Genomic DNA, 17,292 nt, shown 5'->3' with positions numbered 1-17,292 from the left:
ACCTGCTCGATGCAACGAAGGAGTGACTTCTTTTGAGTTTACGACAGCAAATTATTTTTGATTTAGATGATACGCTGATCCACTGTAATAAATATTTCGAGGAAATATTGAGTCGTTTCGCAAGCCAGCTTTTGGAATGGTTGGACACTGAGCGTCTCACGACCGAAGCAATCCTCGCTAAGCAAACGGAAATTGATATTGCAGGCGTGAAGAAAGTTGGTTTCGTAAGCAGTCATTTTGTGGAGTCGCTCATTGATACTTACCGGTATTTCTGCTCTGTTATCGGCAGAGATACAAATTTGGCAGAAGAAGAGTGTTTAGCACAGCTCGGAATGAGCGTTTATGACCAAGAGGTTGAGCCTTATCCCGACATGGAGGAGACGCTTAATGTATTAAGCGAACAAGGCCATGAGCTTAATCTATATACGGGTGGTGATGATCTCATTCAGCAGCGCAAAATCGATCGCATGAAACTATCGGCTTATTTTGAAGATCGTATATATATCCGTACGCATAAAAATGCTGAAGCGTTGGAAGAAATTTTACAATCGCGCCCGTTTGATCGGAATAACACTTGGATGATTGGTAACAGCCTGCGCACTGACATTGCACCTGCGCTTACTGCCGGAATTAACACGATTTATATTAAGCACCCGAAAGAGTGGTCGTACAATCTTATTGATCTAAAAAAAGACACAAACACGTCCATGTACACAATATCCTCCCTAGAGCAAGTGCCCGGCATTATCGCCGAGAGCCTGGCCATGATTGTTCAGAAGAACATACAGTAGAGCTGCGCAAGAAGCAGTGGAATGCTTCTGTCACGATAACAACAAGGTTGCCCATCTCATCAGGCAACCTTGTTATTTGTTCAGGAGTAACCGGAAATCCTGTCATTATTCATCAACTCTGCTCAATTCAAGCTTCCCACTCAGCGAATCAGCTAATACAATTCGAGCTTTAAAATCACCCTCGGGCTGTTTGAAGGATAACAATTGCGTCTGCCCTTTATTGACAAGTGAGGACAACATGCTCACCGATATGTTTTTCCCAGCGTATTCCTTCCATATTACAAATCCACAGCCTTGTTTATAATGAGTGCAGCCATACCCCTTGCGTCCCTCGATCAACTGACCGCCGCAGCCTTCCCGCGGACAAGGCGCCAATGGCTGCATCGAACCAGGCGAAGAGGCAGTAGAAGACTTCTTCGTACCCGCTGCAGCAGCCGTTTCCTTCTGGCTCCGTCTGCCTGTCTGGCTGGCCGTCTTGCTACGCGCACTTTTGCTGCGGTTGCCCTTCCGCTCCTCCTCGGCCATCTCAAATAAAGAGGCATCGGCCTTCGGCTGTACACGTACCTTATCGATGATCGACAGGGTGAAACGCTTAACGTTATCCATGAACTTCTCTCTAGCCGCCTCGCCCTTCGAAATTTGATACAATCTGCGCTCCCATTGTCCGGTCATTTCTGGAGAAGTCAGCAACTCAACTCCGGCATGGCGAATAAGCTCTATAGCGGTTCTTCCTTTTTGCGTCACGGTGATGCGCTTGCCCTGCATCGTAATATATCCGACATTCTTCAGCCGCTCAATCGTCGCCGCGCGCGTTGCCGGCGTGCCAAGGCCTGCATCCTTCATCGCGTCCCTTAGCTCTTCATTCTCCAGCTGCTTTCCCGCGCTCTCCATCGCTTTCAGCAATGTCCCTTCTGTATAAGCTTTCGGCGGCTGAGTTGCCTTTTCCTTTACCTCCGCTTCCAGACACTGAACAGGTTCATCCTTCTCGATGCGAAAAGGTTCGTTAACGAGCTCCTCCTGCTCCTCTTCCTCAGCCTTTTTCTTTCCACGGCCGCTTGAACGAGAGTCCTCAGGCTGACATACCTTCCAACCTAAAGATAATAGCTCCTTTATATTCGTCTTGAAAGCTTCCCCTTCGACCTCAGTCAAAACCGAATGCTGCTTATATTCCGCCGGTGGGTAGAAGTGCGAGAGAAAACGGCGAATGACGAGATCATATACGTTCTGCTCTTCCTTGCTAAGCGTTCCAGCTCGTCGAAGTGTTGGAAGAATCGCGTGGTGATCCTCCACTCGCGACGGATTGCAAACCGATTTGTTATTGACATGAACCAGCCGAGGATTTGCGTTCTCTGCTAACTGCTGGTATGGACTTGACTTCAGCATGTGCAGCGCTTTATGCATCCCATCAATATTTTGCTCGGTAACGTAGTTCGAATTCGTTCGGGGATAAGAAATAATTTTATGGCGTTCATAGAGCGCCTGGGCCAAATCCAGTGTCTTCTTCGCCGAATACCCATATTTCGCATTCGCATCCCGCTGCAGCAGCGTCAAATCATATAGCTTAAATGGATATTCTTTCGTATCCTTGATCTCATATTCACTAATACGACCTTGCTTACCCCGCACTTTATCCGCGATGGCCGCCGCCTTTTGGGCATCCGTCATGCGCTCCCCTTGCCAAGTTCCCACGTACTTTCGATCAAGCTGTTCCAGCTCCGCCTTGATTTCATAATACGTCAGCGAGTCAAAGCTCTCGATCTCCTTTTGCCGATCATAAATGAGCGCTAGCACCGGCGTCTGTACCCGACCAACAGATAAGAGCGTCCGGTGTTTGGTTGTAAACGCGCGCGACGCATTCATCCCAATCAACCAATCCGCTTCACTTCGTGCTCTCGCTGCTTGCGTCAAATTTTCGAACTCAGCTTCTTCATACAGGTTGTCGAAACCTTTTTGAATACTCTCCGCCGTCAAATCGGAAATCCACAGCCGCTTCACAGGCTGCATCAGTTTCAATTGCTGCTGGATCAGCGCAAATATGTACTGTCCTTCCCTCCCGGCATCGCAGGCATTCACAATGCGATCACAGCGTTTGGCCAGCTCGCCGATCGTCTTAAGCTGATCTTTCGTTTTCGGGTTAGGAACGATTTTGAATTGTTTCGGCAGTATCGGCAAATCTCCAAAATTCCATCGCTTATACTTTTCGTCGTAAGCATCAGGCTCTGCAAGGCCCAGCAAATGACCGATCGCCCAGGTAATAATGTAATGTTCGCCTTCCAAATAAGATCGGTTGTTCTTCGCCTTCGGTTCGATGACGGCAGCGATCGTTCGACCCATGTCCGGTTTCTCTGCGATTACGAGCGTTTTCATCGATTAAGCCGCCTCTCTTTCACAATTACGCATTCATATCGTTTCATTCATTAGCAAAACAAAGAGCTGCGCTCTGCGCAGCTCTGAAGCAGACTCTATTATATCATAGTTAGTAGAAACTCCTCTAATTCGATTCTAGCGGCGCTCATAGATCATAAATCGATGATCATATAAATTTTTTTCATCCCGAAGCCCTGGAATCTCTTCGACCAATGCGAACTGCGACCAATCGAATGAAGGAAAATGAACGTCTCCCTCGAATTTTTCATCGATTCGGGTAACCAGCAAACGATCTGCATAGGGAATAAACTGTCCATACACGCTGCCGCCTCCGATAATCATCAGTTCCCCGTCTCCTGCAATATTTAGGATCTCCTCCACAGCGTGTACCACTTCAGCCCCTTCTGCTTCGTACGATCGATCACCGGTAAGCACGATGTTGCGACGCCCGGGCAGCGGCTTGACTCTTAAAGATTCCCAGGTTTTCCGGCCCATAACGACCGTCTTGCCTTTGGTCTGCTGTTTAAAGAAATTCATATCGTTAGGTAATCTCCAGGGCAAATCATTGCCTTTACCAACTAAGCCGTTCCGATCCATCGCCCAAATTAACGATATCCCCATACAGTACTTCCTTTCTCTGCTAAACTGCTAAACCACGAATTTATACAGCAACCGTTGCCTTAATCGTTGGGTGATGCTCATAACCGACAAATTCGAAATCCTCATAGACATAATCAAATATTGAATCCGGCTTACGTTTAATGACTAGCTTAGGCAGTTCATATGGCTCCCGTGCCAGCTGCGTCTTCACCTGCTCCAAATGATTGCTATAAATGTGAACATCTCCGCCGGACCAAATAAACTCTCCTACTTCCAATCCGCACTGCTGAGCCACCATATGTGTCAAAAGGGCATAACTCGCAATGTTGAACGGAAGTCCCAGAAAAGTATCTACCGAGCGCATGGTCAGCATACAAGACAATTTCCCATCCGCTACATAAAATTGAAACACAAAATGGCATGGTGGCAGTTTCATTTGATCCACTTCAGCCACATTCCAAGCGCTGACAAGATGGCGCCGCGAATCGGGATTATTCTTGATCGCCTCGATTACATTAGCGATTTGGTCGATCTTCCTGCCATCCGGGGCTTCCCAGGATCGCCATTGGGAGCCGTAGACCGGGCCGAGATCACCGTTCTCATCCGCCCATTCATCCCAAATGCGAACGTTATTTTCTTTAAGATAAGCAATATTGGTGTCCCCTTTGAGGAACCAGAGCAGCTCATGAATTACCGATTTTAAATGAATTCGTTTCGTTGTGACAAGCGGGAATCCCTCGCTTAAATCAAACCGCAGCTGACGTCCAAATACGGACAGCGTCCCCGTTCCCGTGCGGTCCTCTTTAACTGTCCCATGCTCCAGCACATCCTGTAATAAATCTAAATAAGCTCTCATTTATCGCACCCCGAACTGTAGTCTTTAGTCATATTCTTAGTTATTATAGCAAAGTTTGAGTTAAATTGGCTCGGAAAATAAGAATCCCATAAATTATCAAATCCTTTATTGCAACTTGGTTCACTATCCTTGAATACACCGCTCCTATCTACTTCGCCATAATCCCCTCATCATAATAAGAAACTTCTGCATCTCTACTCACAATATCCCTAAGCTTTTCTTTATAAAAAGGCATTAGCTCATCGGCCCGTTCCACATCGATCCAATCCACCGCGAGAATTTCATCAGGCCTGGCAATTTCCATTCGACCGCCCGCTATGACACCACGAAAAGTAATGAACACGACGTGCTGCTTAAGTTCCGTAAACTTCCCTTCATTGACAGCGACAACACCTTTAATTTGCACATCGAGCCCGGTTTCCTCCTTGGCTTCCCGGACTGCCGCCATCTCCAACGTTTCATTCGGCTCTACCGTTCCCCCTGGGAGCGTCCACGAATTCCTGCCGCTATTCTTGACCATCAAGATCTTTGTTCCCTCTTCGTTAACCAGCAATGTATATACTACATCAACCCTTCTCATAATCACATTCTTCCTCTCAATAACCTATAATGTCCATCTTATTTATCGCAGCCAATCTCCCGATATTAACGAAGTAAACAGTTTACTCTTTGATCCAAGTCAACAATGGCCAATCTACTAACCAGTTCTTTCTGCGAACCCGTTCCAAATAATAATGCTGATCAGCAAAAAAAGGGCTGCGACGCACCACCATGCCAAACAAATCATCCAATCCATGCGGCGTACAGAGCTCCAGCTTCTCGCAGGCCGTTAGCCGAGCTCCGATGGCCGTTGCCGTTTCAGGCCATCGGCTCATAGCATCGAACGTCGATGTATATGGCATTGCTCCGTTTCTCAAATGCATCCGCGCCTGATTTTTGACCGACCACTGTTTATTTCCTGTCTGATCAATGAGCTGCCGTTGCAGCTCCTCATCTCTCTCCTCACTGCAATAGTGCTGATCAAAGTAGACGACATCTATATCATCATGCCGGAATCGATGTCCATATCCATGCAGCACATCCCACACGTAACTTCGAATATAACCAGCCGCAATGTAACATTGAGGCAATTCTAGCCGCCGCACGGCACGTAAATCACTTAACAACGGCTCACACTCGACGATCAACTGTTTTAATTGCTCTTCGTACAAGCTTATCACACCTCAAGTACAATACATCTATTTTGAGTATGAACGAGCCAGCTCCTCCCATTCATCGAAAGACAGCTTATCGTTAATATGCCTTAACTCCTCGGGAACCACCACATGACATATCAGCTCCAGGCTATTCCCATCCGGATCATCAAAATAAACTGAAGCATTTCCTTGATGGGGACGAACAAAAGGCTCGATCGACGTTCTGGAGCCGAACGGAACAGCCTCTACCTGAATAGATGCGAGCCAGGCCAAAGCCCCCTTCAGCTGTTCATAATCAACTCGAAAAGCGATATGCCGTAATGATGGATGATATGGGGTTGCATGCTCCTGCCCTTGCCACAGCCCTAGCCAGCTCCGGCCTTCCTCAATCCAGTAAAAAGCCGTGTCTTCATCATGCCACGCCAGCTTCAAGCCCAATTTACTATAGAACATCATTGAGACCTCTAAATTCTTCACAGGTAAATGCGCTTCATATAGCCCTTGAATCATCCTATCCCTCCTCGATCAGTCGGTCGATAACATATTACAGATTAGTACATCCTATTGTAATCCAGATAGCCATGAAATTAAATCGGTTTAACAATTCGTTCCAGCATATTTTGCGAAAAATAAACATATAAAAAACGAATAAAAAAGCACCTTCCGGTGCTACACAACTATCAGCATGAATTATAAGTTATAATGAACTGGCTATCCCCGTCTCTCTGCTCCGGTTAGCGGCTTCCAAAAAACCAATAATCTCAAGGGTTTCCTTAAGCGATACGGGAGAATGGCCTGTGCGAAAAAAATCGATGACCTGCTCTAGCAAACTCTCATAATAAGGCTTGCTTCCGGTTTGGATGTCGACATAGTCACTTCCACGGTGCCTGTGAATGACTGCCCCAAAGCCGCCTCCCTGCCTTCTCCCGCGCACAGTTCCAATTCGGCCATCTGACCAACAACCTATAATCACCTCATGATCACCGCTGCAGATCGTATGAACCTTCCGACACCCTTGCCCCATAATTGCAAATAGCATTTCCACCGAATGAACGCCATACCAAAAATAATCCGCCTGCCCTTGCACGAAGGGCATCGGACCGCGGACATCCGCCCCGATGATTTCGCCAAGCTCTTCTAGCTGCACAGCATTCGTCAATGCTTCTGCATAGCGAAGTGAAGAAGAACTCATTATCGTTACTTTATTTCGCTCAGCCAAAGCGAGAATTTCATAAGCATCTTCCAAACTTGTTGTAAAAGGCTTATCTATAAATACAGGTTTGCCGTAGGGAGCCACAATTCTGAATTGTTCCAAATGGGTGCTGCCATCAACCGATTCGATCATAATCGCATCCGATGCCTCTGCTACAGCCTCGATACTATCGAGCATTTGCACGCCATACTGACTAACGAGCTCATTACGATATCGATCTACTCGGCTATAGCTTAATTCCATTCGCGAGGAACCTCCGGGATAAGCGTATCCGACCGTCGCCCCGAATAGCCTCGATGAGGGCTCAGCTTCATCGCGATGCAGCAGCTTGGCAAATATACTGACATGCGATGTATCTAGACCGATCATGCCAATTTGAAGGGAGCACTTCAGCTCAATCACCACTCCTTCTACTTACTTGAATGGGTGCGCCGCTGTACCATAGTATGAATTTAAAAAACGATTTCTTCCTATTTTACAAATAAATTCAGTTTTTATTGATCTCCCTGCAGCAGGTGGTCTATAAATTGTCTTCAAAACAATGACATTACCTTTCTATAAAAGAAGCGCCGTCAAATGTATAGATAGTCAATGTGGTTTCAGAGGTCCCCTGTACGGTCTCAGCATCGTCCTCAAGTGGGCTAAACGTCCTCCAGTAATACAGCAGGCCATCTTGGATACGGTATCCAGCTACTGTTAATGAATAGGATCCCGGGAACACTGCATTCATTTCCTTTACCGTTCCTTTCCAAACTTCAACTACCTGTCCTTGCTCGATATACCAAAGGTGGACAATTTCAACAGAAAGTCCAGTTCCGCCGGTGCGTTCAACCGTCTCATAAATCAGCTTATCCCCTACTTCAATTGGTTCGCGTAACTTTAAGGAATCGACCTTCCAATTGCGTTCAAAAATTAATTGGTAATCCCCGTTGGAGTCTCTGTCAAAAATAAAATAATTCCCTAAATGTACGCCACCGTCAATCATCGCTACAATTTCCGATTCCCCATCGCGATCCAGGTCAAGCAGTTCAATCGACAAACCCTCCAAATAATACCGGTCTGCTTCACCTTGCTCGACGATCCAGTCTGCCACCTGCTGCTCCGTGATCTTAGTACCTGATGCTCTCCGCAGGAGATTTACATCATCAGTGACGATATTTATTTTAGCGCCCTGTCTATCCCAGTTCACTTTATAATCTAGCTCAGCTGCTAGAGAAAAAAGCGGAGCATAAACTTGGCCGTTATTCACTTCAAAACGGGACTTTAGTTGCTGTCCATTCAATGATACGACCAGCGGATGATTCGCTTCTACCGGAGGAGTTATCGTAATGCCTATGATCAACAATACTGCGATAGCTAGGGATCTGGCCTTATTCTTTTTTTGCATACAACCGTTCTCCCTTTCTTCGCAAGCGATTTCATTAGTCCAAAATAAGTACTAAAAACTATAGTTACATCTTACCATTATTTAAATAGCCCTTGGTATATTTTTTGTAATTCTTTTATAAAATATATAAGTTGTACATAAAACTAGAACTAAAGATCTATTAAAATAAAAGTAGTATAAATCAGCAAGTAATAATTATTTATACTTATTTTATATCACTTTTATCAAAATTACTGATTTTACACATTTATAGAATTACAATACCTTTTACTGGTTGAGCTGATCTTCCTCTAACTTTTCTGCTACTACTTCGCTTTTCGAATTCCAAGGCTTTTAAATTTATTTACATAAAAATGGACGTTAAATGAAAAAAAAGGACTGCCCAAAGGTTATCCCTTTAAGAACAGTCCTCAAATATGCTTAGGAGTTTGTGTAACTCTTAGGAGTTACGTCATAACACGTAAAAATTAACGAGAAATAATGTGGATTGGTTTACCCTCAACAACCTCTGCCGCTTCCATCGCGATTTCGCCCAACGTTGGGTGAGCATGGATTGTCAAGGAGATATCCTCAAGCGTTGCCCCCATTTCAATCGCTAACGCGATTTCAGTAATGAGGTTGGATGCTTCGATACCTACAATTTGCGCGCCAATAACAAGATTGTTCTCAGCATTAGCAACCAGTTTCATGAATCCGTCAGGCTGGTTCAAAGATGTCGCGCGTCCATTGGCAGCGAACGGGAATTTACCCGATTTTACTTTGATGCCCTTCTCCTTCGCATCCTTCTCGGTCAAACCGACGCTGGAGCACTCAGGATCTGTAAAGACAACAGATGGAATAGCTTTATAGTCGACAACGGATGGCAGTCCAGCAATGGCTTCAGCCGCCACTTTACCTTCATAAGAAGCTTTGTGAGCTAGCGCCAGACCAGGGACGATATCACCAATCGCGAAGACTTTCGGATTGGATACACTACGTCCTTGATGGTCAACTTTAACAAGTCCGCGATCATCTAACTCAACGCCTGCAAGGTCAAGGCCTAGTTCACCGTCCGTGTTAGGACGACGCCCTACTGTAACCAGCAGATAGTCTGCCGTAATTTCCTTACTTTCGCCGTTTACAGAATATTTAACTGTAACATCCTTGTCGGTTTGTACAGCACTTTCTGCTTTTGCGTTCGTTACGATCTCAATACCCGTTTTCTCCATGCTTTTTGCTACCAAACGAGTCATATCTTTGTCAAAGCCTGGAAGAACTGTATCCATTCCTTCAATGATCGTCACTTTTGTACCGAACTTGGACAGCATTTGACCAAGCTCCGCACCGATATATCCACCGCCGATCACAACGAGACTGCCTGGAATTTCCTGCAACTCCAATGCTTCTGTCGAAGATAAAATGCGACCTCCGAACGGGAACGGTTTAAGTTCGATCGGACGGGAACCCGTTGCCAGGATGCAATGCTTGAAGCGGTAGCGAGGTGCTTCGTAGTCGTTAAACACACGAGCTTCATTCTCATTGATGAACATCACTTCACCATTAAAAACCTCGACTTTATTGCCTTTCAGCAAGCCCCCAACACCTTGGGTCATTTTTTTAACAACATTATTCTTGAATTCCTGGGTTTTTGCGAAGTCTACCTTTACATTTTCCACAGAAATACCGAACGCGTCCGCATTTTTGGCAGACTCATATTGGTGAGCAGCGGAAATCAATGCTTTAGATGGAATACACCCACGGTTCAAGCACACACCGCCGAGCTCTGATTTATCAACGATCAATACTTTTTGCCCCAATTGGGCAGCGCGAATGGCTGCCACATAACCACCGGGACCTGCACCGACTACCAGTGTATCAATATCAAGAGAAGCGTCTCCTACGACCATGTTGTTATACCTCCATTACGAGCAGCTCAGGGTTGGAGAGCAGCTCTTTGATATAGTTCATGAAATACTGAGCAGTTGCCCCATCGATCAGACGATGGTCAAAGCTGAGGGACAGAGCCATAACCGGAGCTACAACGACCTCACCGTTCTTCACAACCGGCTTCTCGCTAATCCGACCAGTTCCCAGGATGGCTACCTCTGGGTAATTAATGATAGGAGTGAAGAACATACCGCCGGCAGAGCCGATGTTTGTAATAGAGATCGTACTGCCTCTCATTTCGTTGGCAGCCAATTTGCCTTCACGGCCGCGAGTAGCCAAATCGCGAATCGCGTCTGCAATCATCCAAATGCTCTTACGATCAGCATCCTTAATAACCGGTACAATCAAGCCGTTGTCCGTATCGGTTGCGATACCGATATCATAATGCTTCTTGTATACAATCTCATTGTTCTCTTCGTCGATCGAAGCGTTAAGTGCAGGGAACTGACGAGCAGCTGCAACGAGCGCTTTAACGATGAATGGAAGATAAGTCACTTTCGTACCTTTCTTCTCTGCAATTGGCTTCATGCGCGTACGGAACGCCACAAGCTCAGTCACGTCAACTTCATCCATAATCGTAACGTGAGGTGCCGTATAGGCAGATTTAACCATTGCATTAGAGATCGCCTTACGAATACCTTTGAACGGCACGCGTTCTTCTTCTGCACTTACGCTGACTGCCGAAGCTGCTGCTGCAGGTGCTGTATCCTCAGCTTTCGCGGTCTCTTGAGCAGATGCTGGTGCTCCGCCACCGCTCAGGAATGCCTCTACATCCTCGCGGGTAATTTTACCTGCCTTGCCGGAGCCTTGCACTTGGCTAAGGTCTACACCCTTCTCGCGAGCAAACTTGCGAACACTTGGGGTAGCCAATACTTCGCGATTAGGTGCCGCTGGTGCAGCGCTGCCCTGGCTTGCAGCTGGATTCTCGGTAGCCGGAGAGTCCTTCGTGTCGGCCCCACCTTGCGCAGCATCAGCTTCTTGTGCACTTTGCTCTTCCGGCGCAGCTTCCTGCTCTGGAATATCGCCTTCAGCGTCAATAACCGCTACGACTTGCCCTACGCGGAACACAGCGCCGTCCGTACCGAATACCTCTTGTACCGTACCATTTACTGGACAAGGCACTTCAACGACCGCCTTATCATTTTGTACTTCCATAATAATATCGTCGTCAGTTACTTTATCGCCGACTTTGATATGCATTTTTATAATTTCGCCTTCATGCAGTCCCTCACCAAGCTCAGGGAATCGATATTCAAATTTAGCCACCTGGAAGACCTCCTAATTCAATAAGATTAAAATTCGAGTACTTTGTTCACTCCTGCGATAATCGTAGCCGGAGACGGAAGCCATTGATCTTCAATTTGCGCAAACGGATATACGGTATCCGGCGGTGCTACACGAAGTACTGGCGCCTCCAAGTGAAGAATCGCTTTCTCGTTAATTTGAGCAATAACCTCAGCAGCGATACCCGCCGATTTCTGAGCTTCCTGAACGATGATCGCACGATTCGTTTTCTTAACCGATTCGATGACAGTATCAATGTCGAGAGGAACGAGCGTACGCAGGTCAATAACCTCTGCCTTAATACCGTTTTTCTCCAATTCTTCTGCCGCTTTAACAGCAGTGTGTACCATGAGGCCATAGGACACGATCGTTACATCGGAACCTTCACGAACAACCTTTGCTTTACCGATCTCAACCGTGTATTCGCCTTCTGGCACTTCTTCACGATAAGCATGGTACAGGTTCAAGTGCTCCATAAAAAATACAGGGTCATTGTCACGGATCGCAGAAATCATCAAGCCTTTGGCATCGTATGGGTTAGACGGAACCACTAATTTAATACCCGGAGTTTGCGCAATCAAACCTTCCAGGGCGTCCGTATGAAGCTCAGCTGCTTTAACCCCGCCGCCGAACGGTGTACGGAATACGATCGGAGAATTGTAGCGGCCTCCGGAACGATAACGCATGCGGGCTGCCTGAACAACGATTTGATCCAGTGCTTCAAAAATAAAGCCTACGAATTGGATTTCCGCGATCGGGCGGAATCCTTGAATCCCCAAGCCTACCGCCATACCGCCGATTGCAGATTCTGCAAGCGGCGTGTCGAACACGCGCTCTTCACCGAAATCTTTTTGCAAGCCTTCTGTAGCGCGGAATACGCCACCGACATTACCGACGTCTTCGCCGAAAATCAGAACGCTAGGATCACGTTCTAATTCCACGCGCATCGCATCACGAATCGCTTCTTTTAAGTTCATTTGTGCCATTAGATTCATATCCTCCTATAAACAATCAGACTTTTTATGCCGAAGCATCCAGACGTGCTCCTTTAGGTCGTGCATCGATTATTGGAAATCTGCTTTTTGCTCTTCCAAATGTTTTGGTGTAGTTTCGAACATGCTATCAATCAGACCAGGAATGGTCATTTTTTCAGTTTGCTCTGCTTTCTTAATTTGCTCGTTGACAGTTGCTTTTGCTTCTTCCTTAACTCGAGCTGTATCTTCTTCAGTCCATAGACCTTTTTTCTCCAAGTATTTAGCAAGACGGGCAATCGGATCCTTCTCGCTCCACTCGCCTTCCTCTTCCTTCGTACGGTACTTAGAAGTATCATCGGACAAGGAGTGTGGACGGAAACGGTAAGTCACAGCTTCAATCAATGTTGCGCCTTCCCCTTTAAGAGCACGCTCTCTTGCTTCCTGTACAGCGCTGATTACAGCAAACACGTCCATACCGTCGATTTTTACGCCGCGAATACCTGCTGCAACAGCTTTATGTGCGATCGACAGCGCCGCCGTTTGCTTGGAGAACGGAGTAGTAATGGCATAGCCGTTGTTTTGCACAAAGAAAATAACCGGCAATTTATAAACTCCAGCAAAGTTCAGCGCTTCGTAGAAATCACCCTCGGAGGAACCACCATCACCTGTGTACGTAATAGCGACCTGCTGCTGTTTCTTCAATTTATAACCCATTGCGATACCCATAGCGTGCAATACTTGAGCACCAATGATGATTTGTGGCATAAGTACATTAACGCCTTCCGGAATTTGACCGCCATGCTGATGGCCACGGGAATAAAGAAACGCTTGGTACAATGGAAGTCCATGCCATACAAGCTGCGGCATGTCACGGTAGCCCGGGCAAATAAAATCATTCTTATCTAATGCAAATTCACTTCCGACCATTGTTGCTTCTTGACCGGATACTGGAGCATAGAAACCAAGACGACCTTGGCGTCCGAGGTTAATTGCTCTTTCATCCCAAGTACGGGTAAATACCATACGGTACATTAATTCTTTCAATTGATCATCACTTAAATTTGGAACTTTATCTTTGTTAACGATTTCACCGTCCGGCGATAGCACGGACAAAGCTTCGACTTCCTCTGTATAAACTTCGTAAGGAATCTTGCTCTTGCTCATTTTCTTCACCTCGACAAAAAATTTGATTATCATATTCAGCTGTTATAGAATTATTATATATCTGTTCTACTGCATAAGTCAAAGATATTCCGATAATTTATACTTTTTTGTTATCTTTGTATGTATAACAGGGTATTGTAATAACTATAACAGTCGGCTGATTATGGCCAAACGAGACTAAACAGCTACACTGACGGCTATCTTATCTTAACAATCATTCAAAAGCAAAAATGTAAAGACGGGAGTGTTTTGTAATATGACGGATTCGCGCTACTTAAAACGTACAATTATCAAGGAGGAAATCGAGAGCAAACACTTAGGTGAAAAACGTTCTCTGCGCATTTATTTGCCTCCTGGCTATAATGAAATACTCAGTTATCCTGTCGTATATTGTCAGGATGGAGAAGAGTTTTTTAATTACGGCCGAATTGCGACGCATGCTAACCGCCTCATTCTGGATGATGGGTTAGATCCATTCATCATCGTTGGCGTAGAGGTTGACACTTCGGTTCGCACGGAAGAATACGCTCCTTTCGGCAACCGTTTTAACGCCTATATCGCTTGCTTCACAGAAGAAATTATTCCCTACGTAGAGAGCAAATATCCAATTCGCCGCGAACCCGAGGAACGAATTTTGGCTGGGGATTCTCTAGGCGGAACCGTATCGCTCCATATCGCAATGAAAAACCCGGATCTGTTTTCCAAAATCATCAGCTTGTCCGGTGCGTTTTACGAAAAAAGCCAACAGCTGGTAACTGAGGAGTCCGATCTATCCTTCCTTTCTTTATATATGATCGTGGGCCTGCAGGAAGATCACTACACAACCGATACGGGAACATATAACTTTGTCGAGCTAAACCGCACAACGAAGGTTCTTCTTGAAGAAAGAGGCGCTAAGGTTCAATACCTAGAAAAGGACGGCAAGCATCTTTGGGGCTTCTGGCAAAACGAGCTGCCTGACGCATTGCTTCATTTCCTGAAATAATGCCTGTTGAAAACAGCTTAATAAAAGAAGCTGTTTCACAGCCATGATTACGCTTTCAAATTTAGCTGCACGGGGAAGCTTGTTATTGCTTCCCTTTTTACTTCATATATAATGCGCAATGCGGTTTCAAAATGTGACCCCTACTTCGATCATCTACCCGTTTGATCCTCTTCCATCCTCATTTTATTTTAGTCTCCATTGGCAAAATTGTGCAAGCATGAAAACTGCTTTATACTGAAATCGGGGTAGGTTCCAAAAGGAAAGGAAGTAGAGAGATGGCAGAAAAACGAGTGCTTATCTTTGCAGGCGGTAATATGAGTCCTGTCTATTTAGAAGAAATTCGTCCGAATGATCTAATTATCGGTGCAGATCGGGGTGCGTTATTTCTTGTAGAACACGGAATAGATCCTCATATTTCCGTTGGTGATTTCGACTCAATTACACAGGATGAGTTGGACAAGGTCAGAAGTGCCAGTGGTGAGATCATCACTTGTGATCCCGTAAATAAAGATTTAACCGACACAGAATTAGCTTATGTTATTGCATTAGATCATCAAGCTACGGAAATCGTCATGATGGGCGTAACAGGCACAAGGTTGGATCATACACTCGCTAACATTCAAATTATGCTGCGGGGACTGCAGCACCAAATCCAAAGCGCCATTTGCGACACCCATAACTATATTACACTTACCGGTTCCACCAGCGTCATCCAGGATCGCGGCTTCACCTATGTATCCTTACTCCCTCTTACGCCCGAAGTAACCGGTATTTCCTTAACAGGATTTAAATATCCACTTGAAAACGCAACACTTCGTATGGGTCAGTCCTTAGGTATAAGCAATCAGCTCGTAGAACAAGAAGGAACAATTCGAATCGAGAGCGGCCTTCTTTTGATCATTCAAAGTCGAGATTGAAAAAGAGAAATTAAATTAACATAAGACAAAATTGTAACTAATAAATTTAAGAGCGAAAAACTTATAGGAACCTTGATACATCAAGGTTTCTTTTCTTTTTTATCTTGATGGAATACTATTATTCTTACTATTTTGTAAACTTTAATTGTTTTTTAATAAACGGCTTTAAAGCCTTGGGAGACGGCAAACACAGCAATTCTACCAAAATATGACTTGTATCAAACCTGTTATACTTCAAATCAAGCCGATCAAAAAAAACTTGGAGGTACAACAACAACATGAAAATGCACACTATATCCAAAAAAGTATTGACGGTAGGTATTGTATCAGCACTTGGATTTGGTACTTTGCTTGCTAGCGGTGCGGGTACAGCACAAGCAGCTTCAGCATCCCTATCTGCAGAAAGCGTAGCTGTTTCTAAAGGAACTCAAGTCGTCAACTTCGGAAAAAAATATATGGGTACACCTTATAAATTCGGTGCATCGACGTCTACTACACGCGTATTCGATTGCTCTTCTTTTATGAAACATATCTTTAAAAAATATGGAGTTAATCTTCCACGTACATCCGCAGCCCAATCTAAAATGGGTAAAGCCGTTTCCAAAAAGAATTTGAAGGCAGGAGATCTTGTATTCTTCTCTAGCGGTAGTCGTTCTACTGGTAAAAACATCACTCACGTAGCTGTCTATGTTGGAAATGGTAAAATTCTGCATACTTATGGCAAGCCGGGTGTAACGATCTCTGATTTGAACAAAGGAACATGGAAAAGAACTTATGTTAAAGCTCGTCGCGTACTGTAATATTAAATATACGTAAATATGGATAACTCCTCTTTAAGCAGACTGGTTAATAAAAATTAGCCGGTCCCTTAAAGCGGAGTTTTCTTTTGGCTGGAGAACAGGTAAGCGAATTCGAAGCTCAATGCATCATATAGCCCGTACCCCGAACCGTATGAATAATTTTGCGCGCTCGACCACGGTCGATCTTTTTGCGTAAATGGCGGACATAAACGTCCACTACATTCGTCCCGGTTGCAAAATCATATCCCCAAACCTCCTGCAAAATGACATCTCGATGGCATACGGTATTGGCACGCCTCGCAAGATACACGAGCAAATCATATTCCTTCGGCGTCAGCTTAATAATTTCACCTGAGCGAAACACCTTACGGCTCTTTGTCTCAATCCGCAAATCTTCAAAGAAGATTTCACTTGGCTGTCCATCGTTCATTCTCGTAAACAGTCTAACCAAATGCTCCATGCGTATCGTCAGCTCTTTGAACGGCACACTGCCATCGACGACATCGCTCGCCCCAGCCGCAAACGCATGAATCAGCTCATCAGTGCTACGTTCCAGCAGAATGGCTATTACCGGGAACGGTAATGTACCTTCATGCGCCCTAAGCAGTCCCAGAGTGTCCACTTCCGAAAATCCATGTTCAACCAGCATAATATCAGGTTGCTGTTTCAGCAGTTCTTCCTTCGAAACATCCTTATGACGGAACCAAATCACCTCATATCCTGCTTCCTTCAGCTGTCGGTATAATCGGCTACTCTCCTGGGATTCCCCTCCTGCCGACAAAATGTGTACTTCCATAATAATCGCCGCCCACCTTTATGCATCGACCACCCC

At 45.4% G+C, this 17,292-nt stretch carries 17 protein-coding genes; 4 read left to right on the top strand and 13 right to left on the bottom strand.

Annotated elements, in window-relative coordinates; translation table 11 throughout:
• Positions 1-32 precede the first annotated feature (32 nt).
• Positions 33-791 carry an HAD family hydrolase gene (locus tag EIM92_RS15615; RefSeq protein ID WP_125083431.1) on the top strand — a complete coding sequence of 253 codons (759 nt, stop codon included), beginning with the start codon at positions 33-35 and terminating at the stop codon, positions 789-791.
• A 105-nt stretch (positions 792-896) separates the two neighbouring features.
• On the opposite strand, the gene EIM92_RS15610 is transcribed toward EIM92_RS15615, so the two are convergent.
• The 12 genes from EIM92_RS15610 to pdhA all read right to left on the bottom strand — a co-directional run bounded on the left by EIM92_RS15610 (position 897) and on the right by pdhA (position 13,758).
• Positions 897-3,158 (bottom strand): type IA DNA topoisomerase, encoded by a 2,262-nt coding sequence (locus EIM92_RS15610; RefSeq protein ID WP_125083430.1) that lies wholly within the window; start codon positions 3,156-3,158, stop codon positions 897-899.
• Positions 3,159-3,293: 135 nt separating this feature from the next.
• Positions 3,294-3,779 carry a dihydrofolate reductase gene (locus EIM92_RS15605; protein WP_125083429.1) on the bottom strand — a complete coding sequence of 162 codons (486 nt, stop codon included), beginning with the start codon at positions 3,777-3,779 and terminating at the stop codon, positions 3,294-3,296.
• Positions 3,780-3,819: 40 nt separating this feature from the next.
• Positions 3,820-4,614 carry a thymidylate synthase gene (gene thyA, locus EIM92_RS15600; RefSeq protein ID WP_125083428.1) on the bottom strand — a complete coding sequence of 265 codons (795 nt, stop codon included), beginning with the start codon at positions 4,612-4,614 and terminating at the stop codon, positions 3,820-3,822.
• Positions 4,615-4,762: 148 nt separating this feature from the next.
• Positions 4,763-5,194, bottom strand: a complete 432-nt coding sequence (locus tag EIM92_RS15595) for an NUDIX hydrolase (RefSeq protein WP_125083427.1) — start codon at positions 5,192-5,194, stop codon at positions 4,763-4,765.
• 82 nt (positions 5,195-5,276) lie between these two features.
• Positions 5,277-5,825, bottom strand: coding sequence for a nucleotidyltransferase family protein (locus EIM92_RS15590; protein WP_125083426.1), 549 nt, complete (start codon positions 5,823-5,825; stop codon positions 5,277-5,279).
• Positions 5,826-5,852: 27 nt separating this feature from the next.
• Entirely contained in the window at positions 5,853-6,320 is a 468-nt protein-coding gene (locus EIM92_RS15585; RefSeq protein ID WP_125083425.1) for a VOC family protein, read from the bottom strand.
• 187 nt (positions 6,321-6,507) lie between these two features.
• Positions 6,508-7,425, bottom strand: coding sequence for a Gfo/Idh/MocA family protein (locus tag EIM92_RS15580; RefSeq protein WP_342772864.1), 918 nt, complete (start codon positions 7,423-7,425; stop codon positions 6,508-6,510).
• Between the two features lie 145 nt (positions 7,426-7,570).
• Positions 7,571-8,410 (bottom strand): hypothetical protein, encoded by an 840-nt coding sequence (locus tag EIM92_RS15575; RefSeq protein ID WP_125083424.1) that lies wholly within the window; start codon positions 8,408-8,410, stop codon positions 7,571-7,573.
• A 467-nt stretch (positions 8,411-8,877) separates the two neighbouring features.
• The gene (gene lpdA / locus EIM92_RS15570; RefSeq protein ID WP_125083423.1) at positions 8,878-10,296 is read right to left on the bottom strand and encodes a dihydrolipoyl dehydrogenase; all 1,419 of its coding nucleotides are present in this window, start codon (positions 10,294-10,296) and stop codon (positions 8,878-8,880) included.
• Positions 10,297-10,300: 4 nt separating this feature from the next.
• A complete protein-coding gene (locus EIM92_RS15565) occupies positions 10,301-11,602 on the bottom strand; it encodes a dihydrolipoamide acetyltransferase family protein (protein WP_125083422.1) in 1,302 nt (433 codons plus the stop codon).
• Positions 11,603-11,628: 26 nt separating this feature from the next.
• Positions 11,629-12,606, bottom strand: coding sequence for an alpha-ketoacid dehydrogenase subunit beta (locus EIM92_RS15560; RefSeq protein ID WP_125083421.1), 978 nt, complete (start codon positions 12,604-12,606; stop codon positions 11,629-11,631).
• 78 nt (positions 12,607-12,684) lie between these two features.
• Complete coding sequence (gene pdhA, locus EIM92_RS15555; RefSeq protein WP_125083420.1) at positions 12,685-13,758, bottom strand: pyruvate dehydrogenase (acetyl-transferring) E1 component subunit alpha; 1,074 nt, start codon at positions 13,756-13,758, stop codon at positions 12,685-12,687.
• 256 nt (positions 13,759-14,014) lie between these two features.
• Here pdhA and EIM92_RS15550 point away from each other — a divergent pair, with 256 nt between their 5' ends.
• The 3 genes from EIM92_RS15550 (at position 14,015) to EIM92_RS15540 (ending at position 16,460) form a co-directional block, all read left to right on the top strand.
• Positions 14,015-14,743 (top strand): alpha/beta hydrolase, encoded by a 729-nt coding sequence (locus tag EIM92_RS15550; RefSeq protein WP_125083419.1) that lies wholly within the window; start codon positions 14,015-14,017, stop codon positions 14,741-14,743.
• Between the two features lie 275 nt (positions 14,744-15,018).
• Complete coding sequence (locus EIM92_RS15545; RefSeq protein WP_125083418.1) at positions 15,019-15,660, top strand: thiamine diphosphokinase; 642 nt, start codon at positions 15,019-15,021, stop codon at positions 15,658-15,660.
• Between the two features lie 278 nt (positions 15,661-15,938).
• On the top strand, positions 15,939-16,460 hold the full coding sequence (locus tag EIM92_RS15540; protein WP_125083417.1) for a C40 family peptidase: 522 nt from the start codon (positions 15,939-15,941) through the stop codon (positions 16,458-16,460).
• Between the two features lie 118 nt (positions 16,461-16,578).
• Here the strand turns inward: EIM92_RS15540 and EIM92_RS15535 are convergent, their stop codons facing one another.
• A complete protein-coding gene (locus EIM92_RS15535) occupies positions 16,579-17,256 on the bottom strand; it encodes a winged helix-turn-helix transcriptional regulator (RefSeq protein WP_125083416.1) in 678 nt (225 codons plus the stop codon).
• Between the last annotated feature and the right edge of the window lie 36 nt (positions 17,257-17,292).

This window comes from Paenibacillus lentus, from assembly GCF_003931855.1.
Taxonomy (GTDB): domain Bacteria; phylum Bacillota; class Bacilli; order Paenibacillales; family Paenibacillaceae; genus Fontibacillus; species Fontibacillus lentus.
This window is presented reverse-complemented; position numbering and strand designations above follow the sequence as displayed.

Bases quoted from the DNA above. Each gene is read 5' to 3' on its own strand.
- EIM92_RS15610 (WP_125083430.1), bottom strand. From the start codon at position 3,158: ATGAAAACGCTCGTAATCGCAGAGAAACCGGACATGGGTCGAACGATC.
- EIM92_RS15605 (WP_125083429.1), bottom strand. From the start codon at position 3,779: ATGGGGATATCGTTAATTTGGGCGATGGATCGGAACGGCTTAGTTGGT.
- thyA (WP_125083428.1), bottom strand. From the start codon at position 4,614: ATGAGAGCTTATTTAGATTTATTACAGGATGTGCTGGAGCATGGGACA.
- EIM92_RS15595 (WP_125083427.1), bottom strand. From the start codon at position 5,194: ATGAGAAGGGTTGATGTAGTATATACATTGCTGGTTAACGAAGAGGGA.
- EIM92_RS15585 (WP_125083425.1), bottom strand. From the start codon at position 6,320: ATGATTCAAGGGCTATATGAAGCGCATTTACCTGTGAAGAATTTAGAG.
- EIM92_RS15575 (WP_125083424.1), bottom strand. From the start codon at position 8,410: ATGCAAAAAAAGAATAAGGCCAGATCCCTAGCTATCGCAGTATTGTTG.
- lpdA (WP_125083423.1), bottom strand. From the start codon at position 10,296: ATGGTCGTAGGAGACGCTTCTCTTGATATTGATACACTGGTAGTCGGT.
- EIM92_RS15560 (WP_125083421.1), bottom strand. From the start codon at position 12,606: ATGGCACAAATGAACTTAAAAGAAGCGATTCGTGATGCGATGCGCGTG.
- pdhA (WP_125083420.1), bottom strand. From the start codon at position 13,758: ATGAGCAAGAGCAAGATTCCTTACGAAGTTTATACAGAGGAAGTCGAA.
- EIM92_RS15550 (WP_125083419.1), top strand. From the start codon at position 14,015: ATGACGGATTCGCGCTACTTAAAACGTACAATTATCAAGGAGGAAATC.
- EIM92_RS15545 (WP_125083418.1), top strand. From the start codon at position 15,019: ATGGCAGAAAAACGAGTGCTTATCTTTGCAGGCGGTAATATGAGTCCT.
- EIM92_RS15540 (WP_125083417.1), top strand. From the start codon at position 15,939: ATGAAAATGCACACTATATCCAAAAAAGTATTGACGGTAGGTATTGTA.
- EIM92_RS15535 (WP_125083416.1), bottom strand. From the start codon at position 17,256: ATGGAAGTACACATTTTGTCGGCAGGAGGGGAATCCCAGGAGAGTAGC.